Origin of the sequence: Riemerella columbipharyngis (assembly GCF_900101995.1) — a bacterium.
Taxonomy (GTDB): domain Bacteria; phylum Bacteroidota; class Bacteroidia; order Flavobacteriales; family Weeksellaceae; genus Riemerella; species Riemerella columbipharyngis.
On record NZ_FNAS01000002.1, the window covers coordinates 116851 to 136625 of the forward strand.

Annotated in this window: 18 protein-coding genes; 5 read left to right on the forward strand and 13 right to left on the reverse strand. The window is 37.0% G+C overall.

Annotation, left to right across the window (positions count from 1 at the left end):
* The first annotated feature begins 122 nt into the window (after positions 1-122).
* Entirely contained in the window at positions 123-1049 is a 927-nt protein-coding gene (locus tag BLS89_RS02045) for a malate dehydrogenase (RefSeq protein ID WP_092735838.1), read from the forward strand.
* 55 nt (positions 1050-1104) lie between these two features.
* Here the strand turns inward: BLS89_RS02045 and BLS89_RS02050 are convergent, their stop codons facing one another.
* On the reverse strand, positions 1105-2178 hold the full coding sequence (locus tag BLS89_RS02050) for a M28 family peptidase (protein WP_092735839.1): 1074 nt from the start codon (positions 2176-2178) through the stop codon (positions 1105-1107).
* Between the two features lie 56 nt (positions 2179-2234).
* Between BLS89_RS02050 and BLS89_RS02055 the strand changes: the two genes are divergently transcribed.
* Together BLS89_RS02055 and BLS89_RS02060 are read left to right on the forward strand one after the other, a co-directional pair.
* Positions 2235-2945, forward strand: a complete 711-nt coding sequence (locus BLS89_RS02055; RefSeq protein WP_092735929.1) for a DUF4294 domain-containing protein — start codon at positions 2235-2237, stop codon at positions 2943-2945.
* 18 nt (positions 2946-2963) lie between these two features.
* The gene (locus BLS89_RS02060; RefSeq protein WP_092735840.1) at positions 2964-3755 is read left to right on the forward strand and encodes a S1/P1 nuclease; all 792 of its coding nucleotides are present in this window, start codon (positions 2964-2966) and stop codon (positions 3753-3755) included.
* A 40-nt stretch (positions 3756-3795) separates the two neighbouring features.
* On the opposite strand, the gene BLS89_RS02065 is transcribed toward BLS89_RS02060, so the two are convergent.
* From BLS89_RS02065 to BLS89_RS02115, 11 genes are all read right to left on the reverse strand, one after another.
* Complete coding sequence (locus BLS89_RS02065; protein WP_092735841.1) at positions 3796-4101, reverse strand: DUF493 domain-containing protein; 306 nt, start codon at positions 4099-4101, stop codon at positions 3796-3798.
* Positions 4102-4111: 10 nt separating this feature from the next.
* On the reverse strand, positions 4112-4726 hold the full coding sequence (locus BLS89_RS02070; protein WP_092735842.1) for a MarC family protein: 615 nt from the start codon (positions 4724-4726) through the stop codon (positions 4112-4114).
* A 47-nt stretch (positions 4727-4773) separates the two neighbouring features.
* A complete protein-coding gene (gene dinB, locus BLS89_RS02075; RefSeq protein ID WP_092735843.1) occupies positions 4774-5874 on the reverse strand; it encodes a DNA polymerase IV in 1101 nt (366 codons plus the stop codon).
* 61 nt (positions 5875-5935) lie between these two features.
* Entirely contained in the window at positions 5936-6751 is an 816-nt protein-coding gene (locus BLS89_RS02080) for a purine-nucleoside phosphorylase (protein ID WP_092735844.1), read from the reverse strand.
* Entirely contained in the window at positions 6735-7760 is a 1026-nt protein-coding gene (gene lpxK, locus BLS89_RS02085; RefSeq protein ID WP_092735845.1) for a tetraacyldisaccharide 4'-kinase, read from the reverse strand. The genes BLS89_RS02080 and lpxK overlap by 17 nt, the downstream gene beginning before the upstream one ends.
* A 102-nt stretch (positions 7761-7862) precedes the next feature.
* Positions 7863-8561: an SAM-dependent methyltransferase gene (locus BLS89_RS02090; protein WP_092735846.1), complete on the reverse strand. Its 699-nt coding sequence runs from the start codon at positions 8559-8561 to the stop codon at positions 7863-7865.
* Between the two features lie 136 nt (positions 8562-8697).
* On the reverse strand, positions 8698-9873 hold the full coding sequence (locus tag BLS89_RS02095) for a thioredoxin family protein (RefSeq protein WP_092735847.1): 1176 nt from the start codon (positions 9871-9873) through the stop codon (positions 8698-8700).
* A gap of 89 nt (positions 9874-9962) precedes the next feature.
* Positions 9963-10616: a fructose-6-phosphate aldolase gene (fsa, locus tag BLS89_RS02100; protein WP_092735848.1), complete on the reverse strand. Its 654-nt coding sequence runs from the start codon at positions 10614-10616 to the stop codon at positions 9963-9965.
* Positions 10617-10694: 78 nt separating this feature from the next.
* Entirely contained in the window at positions 10695-12770 is a 2076-nt protein-coding gene (locus tag BLS89_RS02105) for a M13 family metallopeptidase (RefSeq protein ID WP_092735849.1), read from the reverse strand.
* Between the two features lie 69 nt (positions 12771-12839).
* Positions 12840-14090, reverse strand: a complete 1251-nt coding sequence (locus BLS89_RS02110; protein WP_092735850.1) for a CinA family nicotinamide mononucleotide deamidase-related protein — start codon at positions 14088-14090, stop codon at positions 12840-12842.
* A gap of 9 nt (positions 14091-14099) precedes the next feature.
* On the reverse strand, positions 14100-14672 hold the full coding sequence (locus tag BLS89_RS02115) for a 2,3-bisphosphoglycerate-dependent phosphoglycerate mutase (RefSeq protein WP_092735851.1): 573 nt from the start codon (positions 14670-14672) through the stop codon (positions 14100-14102).
* Positions 14673-14759: 87 nt separating this feature from the next.
* Here BLS89_RS02115 and BLS89_RS02120 point away from each other — a divergent pair, with 87 nt between their 5' ends.
* Complete coding sequence (locus BLS89_RS02120; protein ID WP_092735852.1) at positions 14760-15377, forward strand: 4'-phosphopantetheinyl transferase family protein; 618 nt, start codon at positions 14760-14762, stop codon at positions 15375-15377.
* Here BLS89_RS02120 and BLS89_RS02125 read toward each other — a convergent pair.
* Complete coding sequence (locus tag BLS89_RS02125) at positions 15350-17605, reverse strand: FUSC family protein (protein ID WP_092735853.1); 2256 nt, start codon at positions 17603-17605, stop codon at positions 15350-15352. The genes BLS89_RS02120 and BLS89_RS02125 overlap by 28 nt on opposite strands.
* Positions 17606-17761: 156 nt before the next feature.
* Between BLS89_RS02125 and lysS the strand changes: the two genes are divergently transcribed.
* On the forward strand, positions 17762-19462 hold the full coding sequence (lysS, locus tag BLS89_RS02130) for a lysine--tRNA ligase (protein WP_092735854.1): 1701 nt from the start codon (positions 17762-17764) through the stop codon (positions 19460-19462).
* Positions 19463-19775 lie beyond the last annotated feature (313 nt).

The following is a 19775-nucleotide window of genomic DNA, read 5'->3' on the forward strand; positions in this document are numbered from 1 at the left end:
ATATTTTTTTATCCATATTTATGTTATCATTTTTTCTTAAATTAGCAGTCCGAAAAGTGGAAGTTTAGTATACTCTGTTTTTCTTAGTATTTAATTGTTTAATTTATAAATTTATAAAAATTATGAAAGTAACTGTAGTAGGTGCAGGTGCAGTAGGTGCGAGTTGCGCCGAATACATTGCCATTAAAAATTTCTGTTCAGAAGTTGTATTATTGGACATCAAAGAAGGGTTTGCCGAAGGTAAAGCAATGGACCTGATGCAAACAGCTTCTCTAAACGGATTTGACACAAAAATCACAGGAGTAACAAGCGATTACTCCAAAACTGCAGGATCTGATGTAGCAGTAATCACTTCCGGTATCCCGAGAAAACCTGGAATGACGAGAGAAGAGCTTATTGGCATCAATGCCGGTATCGTAAAAGAAGTGACCGAAAACTTAGTAAAGTATTCACCTAATGTTATTATCATTGTGGTATCCAATCCTATGGACACAATGGCTTACCTTGTACACAAAACTTCAGGATTACCAAAAGAAAGAATTATAGGTATGGGTGGAGCATTAGACAGTGCAAGATTTAAGTATAGACTGGCAGAAGCTTTAGGCTGTCCAATCTCTGATGTAGATGGAATGGTAATAGCCGCTCACTCTGATAAAGGTATGCTTCCTCTAATGAGCAAAGCAACCAGAAATGGAGTTCCCGCAACTGATTTCCTTAGCAAAGAACAACAAAACTATGTGATAGAAGAAACCAAAGTAGGAGGAGCTACTCTTACTAAACTTTTGGGTACTTCTGCTTGGTATGCACCTGGTGCTGCAGTATCTGCTATCGTTCAAGCAATTGCTTGCGACCAAAAGAAAATGATACCTTGTTCTGTAATGCTTAATGGAGAATACGGAGAATCCGATATTTGTATGGGAGTTCCTGTAATCATTGGTAAAAATGGTGTAGAAAAAATCGTAAACATCAACCTTACTGATGCTGAAAAAGCAAAATTTGCAGACTCTGCAAAAGCAGTAAGAGAAGTAAACGGCGATTTGAAATTCTAAACTAAAGAATTGATATAAATTAAAATAAGCTGTCCAATAGGGCAGCTTATTTGTTTTAATGGTATGTAAGTTTCATTTCCGGTTTTATACTAAGTAATGTTTCGTAGATAAGTAAAATTACATTCCTTACATCTTCCTTATTCACCATCTCTACAGTGGTATGCATATATCTTAAAGGCAAGGATATAAGTGCCGACGGTACACCTCCATTAGAATGAGCAAAGGCGTCTGTATCCGTACCGGTAGAACGGCTGGCTGCTGCCCTCTGAAAAGGAATTTTTTTCTTTTGAGCTGTTTTCACAATAAGCTCTCTAATATTGTGATGCACACTCGGCGCAAAGAACACCACCGGACCATCACCACACTTTTGATCACCTTCTTTTTTCTTATCGATAAAAGGCGTTGTCGTATCGTGAGTAACATCAGTTACTATTGCAATATTTGGTTTAATGGTATCTGCTATCATGTCTGCCCCATAAAGTCCCACCTCTTCTTGCACAGAATTGGTAATATAAAGCCCAAACGGAAGTTTTTTCTTATTCTCTTTCAGTAATCTCGCTACCTCTGCAATCATAAAGCCACCTATACGATTGTCTAAAGCTCTGCAAACAAAATAACGGTCGTTCATTTCAAAAAACTTATCCGGATAAGTAATCATACAGCCTACATAGATCCCCATTTCCTCCACTTCTTTTTTGGAAGTTGCCCCACAGTCTATGAATATATTACTGATCTTAGGTATAGGTTCATCTTGTTTTGCTCTGGTATGAATCGCCGGCCAACCAAAAACACCTTTTACGATACCTTTTTCCCCGTGTATATGAACCACTTTGGAAGGTGCTATCGTTTGGTCTGAACCTCCATTGCGAATAACATAGATGAGCCCGTCATCAGTAATATAATTAACATACCAAGAGATTTCATCAGCGTGGGCTTCTATTACCACTTTGAACTCTGCTTCGGGATTAATAATGCCGTAAGCCGTGCCATAGTGGTCCACACGAATCTCATCTACATAAGGACGGATATAGTCCATCCAAATTTCTTGCCCGTTTCTTTCGTAGCCTGTCGGAGAGGCTTCATTAAGATAATTCTCTAAAAATGATAAAGATTTCTTCTCAAATTTCATACAAAGGAATGATTTTTGCGTGTTTAACTTTCGATTATTTTAACGCTGTAAAAGTAATGAATTTTAAGTTATTTTCCTCTGTATTTTGTTTGATTTTAGGTTTTTTAACCTTTGCTCAAAACGCTAATGGCATTAAGGTAAAACCTTTGTCCGAATATCCACAAGATAAAATCCAAACCGATAAGTTTGGAAATCGTTTTTATTATGATGCCCAGCAGAAAGCTAAAATATATAATATCAATGACGAGCCGGTCATTGTAATGGACGAAATTGTATTGGTGGCTAAACCTCATTTTAACAACAGATTAGACCGAAATTTCTACTCCTTTCTTAGTAAAAAACTAAACCGAGTTTATCCTCTTTTTCTTCAAGCTTTGTATCAATACCGAGAAATATCCGAAGAAACTGCTAATATGAGTGATAAAAAAGAAAGAAGAAAATTCATAAAAGCGAAACAACAAGAACTTGCAAATCAGTACGAGGCAAAACTACGAGATCTTACAACTACGGAAGGTCGTGTATTTGCCAAGCTAATGTATCGTGCCACTGGAAAGACGGTATATCAAATCATAAAAGAACTGAAGGGAGGCTGGAGTGCTTTCTGGTGGAATGTAAAAGGCAACCTTGCCAACGTAGAAATAAATGAGCCTTACGCCCCTCATAAAAACAGAGAAGATGCATTCATAGAATCGCTCCTTCAATCCAATTGGAATATGGGCTACCTAAGACCCTACGATGGCTATCAAAATTTTCAAATAAAAAAATAAAAAACCTTAACAACAATTATGAAAACCAAAACAAGCATTTTAGCATTTATGCTCCTAATGGTGTTTCAGAATGCTTTTGCATGGGGAACCATAGGGCATAGAGTAGTTGCAGAGATTGCAGAAAACCACCTCTCGCTTAAAGCAAAAAAAAATCTAAAGAAAATTATTGGCAACCAAAAGTTAGCAAACTGGGCAAACTGGGCAGATTTTATAAAATCTGATACCACAGGCGTATGGAAACCTACTTACAGCTGGCATTATTTAGACTTGAAACCTGCCAAAAATTTCCCTGATTTTGTAAAAGAGCTTAAAGCTGTCAAAGGACCTAACCTATATACTCAAATAAAAATGTTGTCCGAACAAATAAAAAACAAAAATACTTCGCCCAAAGACCGAAGAATAGCTCTAATATTTTTAATCCACCTGATGGGCGATATGTCGCAGCCTCTGCATGTGGGACGCGAAGAAGATTTAGGCGGAAACAAAATAAATGTAAAATTTTTCAACAAACCTACTAATCTACACAGCGTATGGGACGACAAGCTAATCGATTTCCAAAAATACAGCTATACGGAATTTGCCCAAGTCTTAGACACAAAATCTCCAAAAGAAGTAAAAAAAATCCAAAGCGGAACATTGGAACAATGGCTCTACGAAACCCAACAAGCCACTAATAAAATCTACGCCGATATAAAACCCGATGAAAACTTAAAGTACTATTACAACTACAAATTTAAAGATTTACTGGAATACCAACTTCTTTCAGGCGGATTAAGACTGGCCAAAATACTTAATGAAGTGCTGAAATAATTTTTCAAAAGGCTACTAAATTTTAGTAGCTTTATTTTTCTTACAACATCATAATATCAGGAATGTTTCCTGCGGATTTATAGATCTTTATCACTTGTGCCGCATCTAATACAAAAACTTGGGCACTTATAGAGATATATTTCCCGTTTTTACTCTCACGAGTAGAGATTGTGTTCTTAGTTCCGTCAAATATTTTATATACTTCCGTAAGTTTTTCTTTATCATTAGGAACAATGAATTTGAAAAGGTAATCTTCGGGAAAGCTGTGGGCTTCCGTCAATTTTTCTTCGAGAGATTTATAAAAATCCTCCGGAGTTTGATTGGGGTTATCTTGAAATATCTGCATTTTTTAATAATTAAAATAACAATTTAATACCTGCAATTACCATACCAGTACCCATAATGGCAAGAATAAGCCCCATAAGCTTATCCAGAACGCTTATTACATTCCGTCCAAGCTTAGAGAGGATAAAGTCTCCATACTTCAATGCCAGATAATTGATATACAAGACAAAAGTTACGATTACTGTTACAATAAAAAGATGGATGTAGCCGGTATTAGAAATAAAATCCATTGTAGTAACAATAGTACCAGGGCCGGACAATAGAGGAATAGCTAAGGGAGAAATAGCAATACTGTCATCTAACTCTATATCTGCTGGCATCTTCTTGGTCCCTGCAGTCCTTGATTGCAACATATCAAAACCTATCTTAAATATCAAAATCCCTCCGGTAATCTTAAACGCTGGTATTGTAATTCCAAAAATAGAAAATATAAATTTCCCAAGTAAAACGAAAGCAATAATAATAACCAAAGCTACAATGCACGCTTTCTTAATAATGTACCGTTTTTGTTCTGCTGTATAGCCACTCAAAACTCCTGTAAATGCAGGAATACTTGTGAGAGGATTCAACATCGCAATTAAACCTGTAAAAACTGTTAATGAAAATGCAAAAAGCTGGTTGTCCATATGCTGAAAAATTTCTTGCAAAAGTAACAAAAATTCAACTTACATTTTCATAAATCCTCAAAAGGAATTTTCAATTGTACATAGACCGTCTTTTGTCCGCTTGTATTCAGCCCCGATATAGAAAGCCCCAACAGCCGTACCGCCCTATCGTAGGGTCTCAGCTCCCATAGCCTTAAAGCATTTGTATAAAACTCGTCTGCGGTTTCGTAATAGTGTTCCTGTGTTTTGCTGCGTGTGTAGAGCGAGAAATCCTTGTATTTTATTTTTAGCGTCAGTGTTTTTCCTTTAATAGATTTGGCAGCAGCTCGGTTATAAAGCTCTATGCTTAATGATTTCAATTTATCGTAGAGATGAGCCTCCTCATCAATATTTTCATCAAAAGTATGCTCTACCCCTATGCTTTTTGGAGTTCTATTGGGTTTCACAGGGCTAAGGTGAATTCCTCTGACAACATTGTAATAATATTCTCCTGACTTTCCAAAATACTGTATCAGAAAGTTTTTATCTTTACCCCTAAGGTCTTTGCCTCTGTATATGCCTAAACTAAACATTTTAGCCGCAGTAACCTTTCCTATGCCATAAAATTTCTCTATAGGCAGTTCTTCCAGAAAATTCAAAACTTTTTGAGGGTGTATCGTTTTTTGTCCATTGGGCTTATTGATATCCGAGGCTACTTTAGCCAAAAACTTATTAACTGAAATCCCGGCAGAAGCCGTAAGCCCCGTAGTCTGATATATTTTTTGCCTAATCTCTTTTGCAATCTGATTGGCAGAACTTATATTTTTTTTATTTTGGGTAACATCCAGATAGGCTTCGTCCAAAGATAAAGGCTCTACTAAATCTGTATATTCCAAAAAGATATTCCTAATGATTTTGGAAATTTCTTTGTATCGTGAAAATCTTGGCTTTGCAAAAATAAGATGAGGACATTTCTCTTTCGCTATTTTGGCAGACATTGCCGAGCGGACACCATACTTCCTTGCCTCGTAGCTCGCTGCCGCCACCACGCCTCGATGCTCATATCCTACTGCTACCGGCTTACCTTTCAATTCGGGGAAATCGTGTTGCTCTACAGACGCATAGAAAGCATCCATATCAATATGGATAATTTTTCTTTGGGGCAGAGAATCAGAAACACGAGACTTCATCTTATAATTTCATATTGATTAACCTATCTCGTGTTTCAAATATTTTATAGATACAAGTGACTTAGTGATAATTTTTCACTACACCTTTCACTATTTTTATCACACTTGGCATTGCTTTATTAGCAGCGGCTAAAACTTCCTCGTGAGAAACATTAAAGGAAATCTCAGGACCACCGAGATCCGTAATGATAGAAATACCAAAAACATCCATTCCTTGATGCTTTGCTACAATTACCTCTGGTACTGTACTCATACCTACAGCATCGCCGCCTATGGCACGAACCATTCCATACTCTGCTGGGGTTTCAAAGGTAGGACCTTGAAGGGCTACATAGACACCGCTGTGTACTTTGATATCTGCTGATTGTGCTACATCTTCGGCTATTCTAAGCATTTCTCTATTGTAAGGCTCGCTCATATCCACAAAACGAGGCCCCAACTCATCGTAGTTTCTTCCTCTTAGCGGATGCTCTGGTATCATATTGATATGGTCATTGATAAGCATTATATCTGCTACCCTGAAATTAGGATTTACCCCACCAGAAGCATTAGACACAATAAGATTTTTGATGCCTAAAAGATGAAAAACACGGAAAGGAAAAGTCACCGTTTCGATAGAGTGTCCCTCGTAGTAGTGAAATCTCCCACTCATCATAAGCACCTTTTTACCTTCCAGAATACCATAGATAAGTTTTCCACCGTGCCCTGCTACGGTAGTCTGAGGGAAATTAGGAATTTTCTTATAATCCAATACATGAATAGCTTCCACCTCATCTTTCAACTTACCAAGACCGGAGCCTAATACAATGGCAAAGTCAGGTGTTTCTTTGATTATATTTTTAATAAAATCCGCTGTTTGTTTAAATTTTTCTAACATAATTTATTATTTTATTATTAAAATCCTCCACCCTATCAATCTCTACATTGATGGGCCAATAGTATAATTTCTCTCTTAGTTGATCAAAAGTTTTTAACCTCACATAGTCTTTCTCTGTGGTCAGAATAAGCTTGTAGTCTCCCATTTTTTTGTATTCGCCTACAATTTTCTTTACATCTGCATCTGAAAAACTATGATGGTCTGGAAATTTTAGATGCTTTACTTTCTTAGCAAACCTATCCAAATGCTTCAACAATGGCTTAGGATTAGCAATCCCAGTAATCAGCAAGATGTCGTAATAAGCCAGATTATTATCAGGAAGTTTCTCTGTTTTTGAAAAAACATTTTCATCATAGCTTATCGTAGAGAAATAAACTTCTTGATGAGGTGTTGGTTTTATTCTTGATATGTAATACCGTTTTTTCTCCTCTGTAATATCCGATGGGCATTTGGATACCATAATAACATCTGCCCTTTTCATTCCGTTTCGGCTTTCCCTTAAATCCCCTGCGGGGAGTATAAAATCTTTGAAATAAGGGTCGTTATAATCCGTCATCAAGATATTGAATCCAGCTTTGATACTGCGGTGCTGGTAGGCGTCGTCTAAAATCAACACTCCTAAATCCATATCGCTGATAATTTTTTTAGCTCCAAATACACGGTCTTCGCATACGCCTATTACAAATTTGTTTTTGAAGCGTTCAAAAAGCTGCATTGCCTCGTCCCCCACCATTTTATAATTGCTGTCGTAGTTGGTAATTTTGTAGCCTTTGGTCTTTCTCCCATATCCTCTTGAAAGTACCCCTGTGCGGTATCTTTTAGACAAAAGCTCTGCCAGATACATTACCATAGGTGATTTTCCGCTCCCTCCTACGGACAAATTCCCTACATTGATGATAGGTGTCCTAAACGAAGTGGAACGAAACAATCCTATATCATAAGCTTTATTTCTAAAAGAGGTCCCTATATGATACAAAACAGAAAAAGGATAAAGATACCATCTCTTCATTGTAAGACGCAGTTACAAATTTCCGAGTACAAAAGTAGTAAAATTATCGGTTTTAAGCAGGAAAAACTAAAGCTTTTTCACTAAAAAACCAATACCGCATTTTCACCTCCCTAACACAAATACCGAAGGGATTTTATGCAAATCAGGTTTGTTTTTAGCCCAAAACTTAATAGGCTGAGTGCTAATGAATTCATCGCTCGGGTGATTGATATTTGCTGCTATACAGAGCTGAGCGTTAGGATTCAAGACTTTACACAAATCCTCTACCATAGCATTATTCCGATAAGGAGTTTCCATAAAAATTTGAGAATATCCCGTTCTCTGTACAACCTCTTCCAGGTGCTTTATCTTCTTTTTCCGTTCAGCCTTATCTATCGGCAGGTAGCCGTTAAAAGTAAAATTCTGCCCATTAAAACCACTCGAAATAAGTGCCAAAATGATAGACGACGGTCCGCTGATGGGTACCACTCGGATTTGATTTTTGTGTGCCCATTTTACCATAATGTTTCCAGGATCTGCTATACACGGCAACCCTGCTTCTGAAAGCAACCCAAAATCCTGCCCTTGCTTCATCAAATCTTGAGCTTCTGCCAAATCAGAAGTTTCGGAGTATTTGTCAAGCAAATACAATTTGAGTGCAGACTGGGGTTTCTCCGGACAGAAAAACTTAATTACTCTGCGTGCGGTCTTTTCGTTTTCCACAAAAAAATAATCCGTATTCAGAATGTAAGATTTAATGGCAGGTGCAAAATACTCCAAAGGTGTTTGCTCCGTAAGATATGCCGGAATAAGGAATAACACTTTAATTCGTTTTTGTTGTTATTATTAAAAAAAACTTCTGCTCGAGAAGTTTTGAATTCATTTCGTCTATCTGGTATAAAAAGACTTAAAAGAACAAGCCGCTCCAAAATTTCTGAAACGACTTATTCTTAATTTTTTACTTCAAACTTTTGAGAAGTTTCTCTGTAGAAGAAGTATCTTCGTCTTCTTTTTTGCCTAATTCAATGGATTTCTCTGCCCAAATTTTGGCATTTTTATCATCGCCAAGTTTGTGGTAAAGATTGGCCAATGTATCCGTATTCGCATACTCCTCTGATTTTTTCACAGAAACCTTAGCCCACTCCAAAGCTTTTTCCAAGCCGGCTTTATCATCTACTTTCTCAAAGAAATTCCAAGCTATTTCATTAAGCTGTCCTGACTCAAAATTTTCAGGATTTTTATAGACTTTCAATGCCAATTCCACATACTTTTTATAGTCCTTTTGGTAAAAAGCAATTTCCATTTTTAATGCTGAAAGTGATTGCTCTGCTTTTTCTTTACCCAAAAACTTCTCCGCTTCGGATAAATAAATTTTATCATTTACAGCCAAAGTTTTTCTGTCAAATGCTTTAGCCATTACTTCACGCATTTTGATGCCATTATCTACTTTTTGATACCCCTCCGGAGTTAATGTTTTAGACAACTCTGTTTTATCCTCTACAAATTTTTGGTAATACTGATCTCCTACTTTGCTGATACTCCCAACAAGCAGCATCGCTTCGTCTTTACTATAAGTTTTTGTCTTTTTAGCTTTAAAATACGCTTCTGTTACTTGAGGGAAAAATCCCGGTTCAGCCATTGCTGATACTTCTGCTAATTTGAATAAAAAATCGGGATTGCGATCTCCTTTTTCAAATCTTTCCTTCATCACTTTGTACTGTTTTTCAGGATTAACAGCCGTTTCCCCCAAGTCTATAAATTCCTTTGGAGCAAAATACCCCACCGATCTATGGATAACTTCTCCATCCCCATTCAAAAATAAATAAGTAGGATAAGAATAAACTTCGTATTTCTTAGCAATGTCTTTACCCTCGCCTTTTTCCATATCAAAACGAGCGTTGATAAAGTGGGTATTGTAATAATCTCCTACTTCTTTCTGGGTAAAGACTTTTTTTGCCATCATTTTGCAAGGTCCGCACCAAGAGGTATAGGCATCTAAAAAAATCAGTTTGTTTTCACTCTTAGCCTTTGCTAAAATTTCCTTGAATGTAGTAGTTTCAAAATTGACAGCTTCCTTTTGTCCAAAAGCCATTACTGCTAAAAACAGTAATAAAACCTGTGATATTTTTTTCATAAGTAATAAAAATTAATATTCCACGAATATACAATAAAATAATAAATCCCCACAAAATAAAGTGAGGATTTTTTTACTTGATCAAGATATTATCCTAATTTTTTAGCATCAGCGATGAACTGTGCCAATCCATTGTCTGTTAATGGATGTTTCAACAAACTCAATATAGGTGCTAATGGAGATGTGATAACATCTGATCCTATTTTAGCACAATTGATAATATGCATAGAGTTTCTGATGGATGCCGCCAATATTTGAGTTTCGTACATATAATTGTCGTAGATAAGGCGGATTTCTTCCACAAGGTTCAGCCCATCTGTAGAAATATCATCCAATCTTCCTAAAAATGGCGATACATAGGTAGCTCCTGCTTTAGCAGCAAGTAATGCTTGTCCTGCAGAAAACACTAATGTACAATTGGTTTTTATCCCTTTGTCAGAGAAGTATTTAAGTGCTTTTACACCGTCTTTTATCATTGGAATTTTTACCACGATATTAGAGTGAATGGCTGCAAGCTCCTCCCCTTCGGCAATCATCTCGTCGTAAGTGGTCGATAAAACCTCCGCAGAAATATCTCCCTCTACGATTTCGCAAATTGTTTTATAATGTTTCATAATGGCATCTTTGCCCTGTATACCTTCTTTTGCCATTAGAGAGGGGTTGGTAGTTACACCGTCCAAAATTCCTAAATCCTTTGCCTCTTTTATTTGCTCGAGATTAGCTGTGTCAATAAAAAATTTCATTTTAATTTATATTTATGTTTATTTTATTAAAAAAAAATCAACCCCGCTGATACAAGCGAGATTGATTATAAAAATTAATTACCAAATAACGATTCTATCTTTCGGAGCTTTGTATAGTTTATCTCCTTTTTTTACTCCAAAAGCATCGTACCAGCCGTTGGTATTCACCAATGGACCAAAACTTCTGAAATAGCCAGGTGAGTGCGGGTCTGTCTTCACTTGATTCACCATATACTGAGAGGTAGATTTTGTTCTCCAAACAGTTCCCCAGCTCAAGAAAAATCTTTGTTCTTGTGTAAAGCCGCTAATTTTATCTGGTGTCCCATGGTCTTTTAAATACATTTGCAATGCAGTGTAAGCGATACTCACGCCTCCTAAGTCTGCGATATTTTCTCCGCTAGTAAATACGCCGTTTACAAAACTACCTTTAACGGGCTCATATTTATTATATTGGCTTGCAAGTTCTTTTACTTTTTCCTCAAAATTTTTACGGTCTTCTTTGGTCCACCAGTTTTTAAGGTTACCATCAGCATCAAACTGAGAACCTCCATCATCAAATCCATGGCTGATTTCATGTCCGATTACCGCACCTATTCCTCCAAAATTAACCGCAGGGTCTGCCTTAAAATTAAAGAATGGAGGCTGAAGAATAGCAGCAGGGAAGACGATTTCGTTATTAGAAGGATTATAATAGGCATTTACAGTCTGAGGAGACATTCCCCACTTGCTTTTATCTACAGGTTTATTAACTTCTTCTTTCAGGCTTTTATTATACTCCCACTCATTTACTTGCTTTAGATTTTCATAGAGATTATTGCCGTTAAGGGCAAGGGCAGAATAATCTTCCCACTTATCAGGATAAGCTACTTTCACCATAATCTTATTCAACTTCTCCAAAGCTTTTTGCTTGGTCTCATCAGACATCCATTTCAAATTTTTGATATGTTCGTCGTATGATTTTATTAAATAGCCTATAAGTATTTCCATCTGAGTTTTGGCTTCCGCAGGGAAATACTTCTGTACATAAAGTTTACCGAAAGCTTCTCCCAATATTCCATTTATAATTCCCAAAGCTCTCTTGTTCATAGGGCGTTGTTCTTTTTGCCCTTGTAAATATTTACCATAGAAATTAAAACTGATTTCGTCTAAATTTTTGTCGAGATTAGACGCATTTGAGGCAAGAAGTTTTTCTTTAAGATAATCCTTAATGAGCGGAAGATTTTTCTCGTTCAAGAAGCGGTCTAAGTTCTCATAATACTTTATTTCACCGATGATTACTTTATTCGTATCTACCCCTACTTGCTTCAGATAAGCACTGAGGTCTATGTTCTTTGATAGTTGGGATAGCTCTGCCGAAGTTTTCGGATTATAGCGTTTATTAGCATCTCTGCCCTCCTCAAGTGTTAGTAAACTCTTAGCAAAATCTTTCTCCAACGCTACAATCCGGCTCGCTGTTGCTTCCGGATCTTTATAGCCTAATATACCGAGTAGTTTTGCTACATATTTCTGATATTCGGCAATAGTTTTAGTATTCTCCGCGTTCTCTTTTTGGTAATAATCTCTACCAAGACCCAATCTCGGACCATTAAGATAGATTGCATTCATTTTAGAGTTTTTCATATCTGCATAGACACTCCAGTCATAGAACGGATTGCCTCCGCCATACTTCACTCTATCAACAAAATAGGCTTGAAGATCTTTAATGCTTTTAATGGCATCAATCTTAGCCAAATCGGACTGAATTGGCTTAATCCCCTCTGCATTCCGCTTATCCATATCTATATAAGAGGCATAGAGATTTTGGATTTTTTCACCTTCTGAATTTGCGGGAAAATGATCTTTTAGAATATTATCAAGAATACTTAAACAATTATTATCTGTATTTTCTCTGAGTTCGTTGAAGCTTCCCCAAGAAGCTTTGTCAGATGGTATTTCCGCAGTTTTCATCCAACCTCCGTTTACATAATTGTAAAAATTATCTTGAGGACGAACACTCGTATCCATTTCATTGATTTTGAGACCGTGTTCATTAGGATCATTTAGTTGTACAACCACTTTTTTTTCTGGTTTTACAGCTGTTTTCTGCATCGTAGAGCAAGAAGTAAGAGATACAGCACCCGATAAAGCTAAAACAGCTATGGTTACTTTTTTCATATTATTAAAAATTTTAGAATAATTATTTTTCTTTTTTATAAGTCTTAATGAGAATACTTTTGTTACATTTTAAGATAAGGATAACATCACTACGAGATCTTGTATCACTCTTTGCGAAACAAAATTTACAAAATCTTCCCGAACCAAATGAGGCAAATGAAGTTTGTATGTTTTTTCCTTATCTTTTATCCTGATAGAATAATACACTATCCCTACATCATTGTTAAATTCATCTTTATTAGGCCCTGCCACTCCGGTGGTTGCAACGGCAATATCCGTATCAAACATATTTTGACAACCCTTGCTCATCTCTTGGGCTACGGCTTCAGAAACTACGGTATGAAGACGAATGCTCTCTTCGGAGACACCTAAAATTTTGATTTTCTGATGATAATCGTAAGGAACTATTCCACCTATAAAATATGCAGAACTACCCGATACCGAAGTGATCATCTTAGCGATAGTCCCTCCTGTGCAGCTCTCTGCAGTGGCTATAGATAGTTTTCGCTCTTTCAGTACCTCTGCAAGAATTTCTGCTATGTTGTCTCCATTCCAAGAAAGAATCTTTCCTTTTACCAAAGGTTTCAAATCTTCCGATAGTTTAGAGAGCTGTACCTCAAGCGCCTTTTTGTCCGAACCCTTGGCGGTTAGTTTAAGCCTTACACGGTTCCCTGTGGGGAGGTAAGCCAGCGAAACATTGCTCGGAAGTGCGTCTTCCCAAGATGCTATATGCTCCGACAACTGGCTTTCTGGAAAATCCACCACAGAAATTATTTTTGTCATAATATACGGCAAATCCCATTTTTCAGCGAGAAGCGGCACTATCTGATCTCTCACCAAAGGCTTTACTTCGTAAGGTACTCCCGGCAGTACAAATAGCAGTCTCCCCTGCTCCTCCATCATCATACACGGTGCTGTCCCATTATGGTTCTGCAATACTTTGCACTTAGACGGTACATCTGCCTGAGAACGATTAATCTCAAAAAGTTCTGCTCTGTTTCGTTTTATCAAATAATTTTTGAGATGGGCTAAAGTTTCCGAATCCGAAACCAATTCATCGCCAAAAAATGATGCTACAATTTTTTTAGTCTTATCGTCCTTCGTAGGTCCCAAGCCTCCGGTGGAAATAACGACATCCGCATTAGCCAATGCATATTCCAAACCACGAGTGATAGACGATGCCTCGTCTGCCAGAGCAATAATTTCCTTAACTTCTATCCCTATCCCCTTCATCGCAGAGGCTATAAAACAAGAATTGGAGTCCTGTACATTACCGGATAAAATTTCGTCTCCGATGATGAGTAGTATTGCCTGTTTCATTCTGAAACCTTAATCAACATTGTAGATAATAGGTTCTCCTGTTGCGATTTCTCGTTTTACAATTTGTTCAGGCGTAAGTTTCTCCATATACATAATAAGCGAACGAAGACTGTTTCCGTGAGCTACTACCAACACATTTTCGCCTTTGTCGAGGTGAGGCTTAATCTCAGACTCGTAATAAGGAATTACCCTATCGTAAGTATCTTTAAGGCTTTCTCCGTTAGGTGGCGCTACATCGTAAGAGCGTCTCCATATATGCACTTGCTCATCGCCAAATTTCTGGGCTGTTTCGGCTTTGTTAAGCCCTTCTAAATCGCCGTAGCATCTCTCATTAAGTGCTTTGTCCTTAATCACCGGAATATCCTCTTGGTGAATTTCCTTTAAGATAATTCCTAAAGTGTGCTGTGCACGCTTGAGTGCAGAGGTGTAAGCGAGTGCAAACTTTTCGTTTTTAAGCTCCTCTCCTGCTTTTTGTGCTTCTGCTTTTCCTTTTTCTGTAATGTCCACATCTTTCCAACCTGTAAAACGGTTTTCCAAATTCCACTGAGACTGTCCGTGACGGACTAATATTAGCTTTGCCATAATTGAAATTTTTGATTTTTAATAATATTTTGTTTTAGAATTAAAACTTATTTTCGCAAATTTACAAACTTAAATACGAAAAGAAAAATGCCGCTCTACAAAGAATTATCTTTTGGCACGACCGCCATACTGATTTGGAAACATCATAAGACCGATGATATACCGATTTTAGAGGCTGTAAGCCTTGATGACTTAGACTCAAAACCTATCATTAACCCTAAAAAAATCATAGAAAAAAAAATGATAAAAGCGATGCTCCAGTCGGTACTGCCCAATCATCAATTGAAACATTATACTGACGGCTCTCCATTTGTAGAAATTCCCTCTACACATATTTCCATCAGCCACTCCTACCCTTTTGCGGTTTTGGCGGTATCCAATAAAAAAATAGGTGTGGATATAGAAAAAATATCCGATAGAATACTAAAACTAAAAGACAAATTCCTTAGTCCGGAAGAAAAAGAATGGCTTTCTCCTAAAGATGATACCGAGCAACTCACGGAAATATGGTGCATTAAGGAAAGTTTGTACAAAATACATCCCGAAAAATTTTGGTCGCTGAAAAAATATTATCAAGTAATGCCTTACACTAATAAAAACACTTCGCCCATTTCTTGTAAAGTATTAAACAATGGACAAACAACACACTACAATGCTAAAATTGAACACATAGAGGATTATATTTTATCCGTTGTAACCGCCTGATTTCTGAGTTTTAAGGCTATCTTTCGTTGGTCTTTTACCACACTGAAAATAAGTTCTAACAATTCTCTAATACTCTTGAGCTGCGTGAGATGGGTAACATTATCCAACTCTGTATTAGCCACTAATCCGTCATTTGCAATTTCTGTTTTTCTTTTTTTCAGAAGCTCATCTACATAGTCCTCTGGTGTCATATCACTTTTATCATTGAGTTCTTGGTCGTAATAATCATCATTTAGTATTGTCTCTATTTTTCTAAATTCAGAGCTTATCTTTGTTTTCCAAGTCTGAAAATCAACTTCTGGGAACAGCTCCTTCGACTTTGCAAAACGAGATAACGATGCGATGTAAGCTGTGGAAAGATGAGCTGTAGTTACAAACTGGTGGATATGCTCCATCCGTTTCTGCTGTGCCTTAGGGTCCGAAAGCATTCGCTGAAAATTATCCGAAAAATTTGCCAAAGATATAATGGCATTTTTACGAAGAAGGCGGTAGCGTTCATCATCCGAAGCCTGATGCAAAAAGATATCCATTACCTCTTCAAAATACTTATGATTATCTCTTATCGTTTGTTTCATAAACTGTTTATTCTGCGTATGCTCCCATACGGGAAGTACAAAATACGAAACTGCAAAAGCCACTATACCGCCTATAAATGTGTCAAATATACGATACTCAAGCAGCTGCATTTCTCCGCCCGGTTTCAAAAAATTAAAAGTCAAAAAGACATATACCGTTAGAAAAAGTACTCCCCAAAAATATTGAGTCTTAATGAGCATAAAACAAATAGTCATAGACAAAAACAACAATAACAAAAGTACCCAAGGTATATGAACAAAGTAAATAATAAGAAACCCTAAAGCAGCTCCTGCCGAAGTACCATACAGCCTTAATATATTTCGGTTTTTTGTAATACTATATGCCGGTCTCATAATGGCAATTATAGTAATGAGAATCCAATAAGAATGTCCCAAATCCGGAAAAGCTAAAGCAATGGCATAACCTATCAACATAGCCAGTGTTACTCTAACTGCGTGCCTGAAATGAGTGGATTTTAACGAAAAATTATTTTTGAAAATCTTGATATTTAGCGGTTGTTCTTTTGGTAAAAATTTTTCAAGATCCAACCCTGAAGACAAGCTCTTCGCAAGTTTCGGATCTTGTGTCGCCGTAGTATAGATCGTTTTAATGTCTTCGCCCACCTCGGCTATTCTCATCAAAATCTGCCTTAAAATCATAAAATCCTCTACATTGCCGGAACTTAACCGCCTCTGTCTAAGCTCAAAATAAGTACTAAAACAATCACTATAAACAGCATCTATATCGTGCAATATTTTGGGTTTCGTCCCGGACTGAATAGCGATGCCGATATTCTCCAATTCCTCGGATAAAATAACAAGCAGCCTCTCCAGCTTAGAAAAAATCTCTTCCCCCTCAAATGCCTGATGGAGTTTTTTGTAATCACTTTCGGAAGTAAACAGCCTTTCATATAAATCTATGCTGTTGATAAACAAAAGCATCAGTAATCTGCTTGTAGTAGTAGATTCATTGACAAATTTTCTCGTCTTGAAAACCAATTCCCGAGTTTCCTCTTGTTTATTTTTAATCAAAATTTGTCTTCCCAAAAGATCTTTTACCACCTGGCTGATGTCCGTATTTTCTTTATAAAACCCCGACCTTACTTTTAGAAACTGCGAAAGTTCTATATAATTTTCTCCCACCATCTGCCGTGCCAATTTATAAGGCTGCAGTTTGGACAATACAAGCAACAACAAGAAATACCAAATACTGCCTGCCACAAAGGATAAAACACTTATAACAATATGTCCACTCGTAATATGCCCATCTATAAATATCGCTAAAACAATAAGCGATAAGCCCCCCAAAGAAGTAAGACGAGCACCATATATGCCAATCATATTGAAAAACATGCTGAAAATAATTATCTCTAAAAAACCGAGTATAGGAAAATCTTTCAACAAACTGGCTATTATAGCTACTACAAAAAAAGATATAATAGAGCCTATAAGTGTATTCCGTCTTCTAATAAATGGTCCAGGATTATCTACAAACCCTGCAAAACTGGTCCCCAAAGGGAACAAAAACATCATCTCGAATATCCCAAAATATCCAAATATAATAGAGGGAACGACAATAGCCAATGCACTCCTCACTCCTGCATAAGTCTGCTTTGCAGAATAGAACTGTTTCAGTTTTTTGGTATAATTCATAGTGCAAAAGTAAGTATTTGATAAAATCTATTCAAAAAACATTGTAGGTCTTTGGTTAAACAAATCCTTAAATAAACTACAAAAGGTATCTATTCTAAGTCTGATTTTTATGAATTTTAATTACCTTTGCAGTTGATTTTAAATAAGATTTAGATTATGCAGTTATCCGAACAAGAAATTATCCGCAGAGAAAAATTACAGAAACTAACTCAGATGGGCATCAATGCCTTTCCTGCAGATGAATATCAAATTTTAGATACTACCCGGACTATAAAAGAAAACTTCCAAGAAGGCAAAAAGGTAAAACTCGCTGGAAGGTTGATGTCTCGAAGAATACAAGGCAAGGCATCTTTCGCAGAACTGCAAGACTCTTGCGGGCGTATCCAAATTTATTTCAACCGTGACGAGATATGCCCCGGAGAAGATAAAACACTCTATAACGATGTTTATAAACACCTTTTAGACCTTGGTGATATTATCGGTATCGAAGGAGAGCTGTTCAAAACTCAAGTGGGAGAAATGACGGTAATGGTTAAAAATTTCACACTATTAACCAAAGCTCTACGCCCGCTACCACAAGCCAAAACAGATGAAAACGGCGTGGTACACGATGCCTTTAACGACCCGGAGCTAAGATACAGACAACGCTATGTAGATTTGACCGTAAATCCGCAGGTTAAAGAAATTTTTGTAAAGCGGACAAAACTATTCAATGCTATGCGTCAGTTTTTTAACGATGCAGGCTATTTCGAGGTAGAAACGCCTATCCTACAAGCCATTCCGGGAGGTGCTGCGGCGAGACCCTTTATCACCCACCATAATGCATTGGACATTCCGCTATATATGAGGATTGCCAACGAGCTATACTTAAAACGTTTGATTGTAGGCGGTTTTGACGGCGTTTATGAATTCTCAAAAAACTTCCGAAACGAAGGAATGGACAGAACCCACAATCCGGAATTTACCGCAATGGAAATCTATGTAGCATACAAAGATTACAACTGGATGATGGATTTTACAGAGAGACTTTTGGAACATTGTGCCTTGGCGGTTAACGGTACTACCAAAGCTGTTTTCGGGGAACACGAGATAGACTTCAAGGCTCCTTACCCGAGAATCTCTATGACGGATGCCATTAAAAAATATACAGGTTTTGACATTACGGGTAAGACAGAAGAAGAACTAAGAAGTTTTGCTCGATCTATCGGCATTGAGGTAGATGAAACAATGGGTAAGGGCAAATTGATAGACGAGATTTTTGGTGAAAAATGCGAGGGAAATTTCATTCAGCCCACTTTCATTACGGATTATCCTGTGGAAATGTCGCCGCTTACCAAAAAGCACCGTAGCAAAGAAGGGCTTACGGAGAGATTTGAGCTGATGGTTTGCGGAAAAGAAATTGCAAATGCTTATTCCGAGCTCAATGACCCTATCGACCAAAGAGAACGCTTTGAAGAACAGCTAAAACTATCCGAAAAAGGAGACGACGAAGCAATGTTCATCGACCAAGACTTCCTAAGAGCGTTGGAATACGGTATGCCGCCAACAGCCGGTTTGGGTATAGGTATGGATAGGCTTATTATGTTCCTTACCAATAATACGTCTATTCAAGAAGTGCTATTCTTCCCTCAAATGAAACCGGAGAAAGCTCTACCGAAAGTAGAACTAGGAGAAAATGAAGAAATTATCCTTAATATTCTTAATAAGAATAACGGAAAAATGTTGATTGGAGATTTGAAAACTCAATCAGGTTTAAGCGGAAAAAAATGGGACAAATCCTCTAAACTATTAGTCTCTAACAATTTAATTCATATAGTAATCGAGGGAGAGAATAAATATTTTCAAATGGTCGAGTAAATATAAGTACTTATTGAATATACACTAAATACTTACGATAGGTTGTCTTCGGGCAACCTATTTTTGCAATATGTAATAGGAGAAAATAAAAATAGTAAATAATATATTTAATTTTAAGACAATGGAATTAGAAAAAACAAAACAACTTGTAGAGTACTTTGAAGACAGAATTGTAACAGCATTTCAGTCAATTCGTTTTAATAGATTTTTATGAAGGAGGCTATAATGAGAGGATTGAAGATGAGTTTTTTTATGAAGAATATTTTGAGTAATATGAACAAGGTATTATCAACTTACTTTTAGAGGTTGAAAA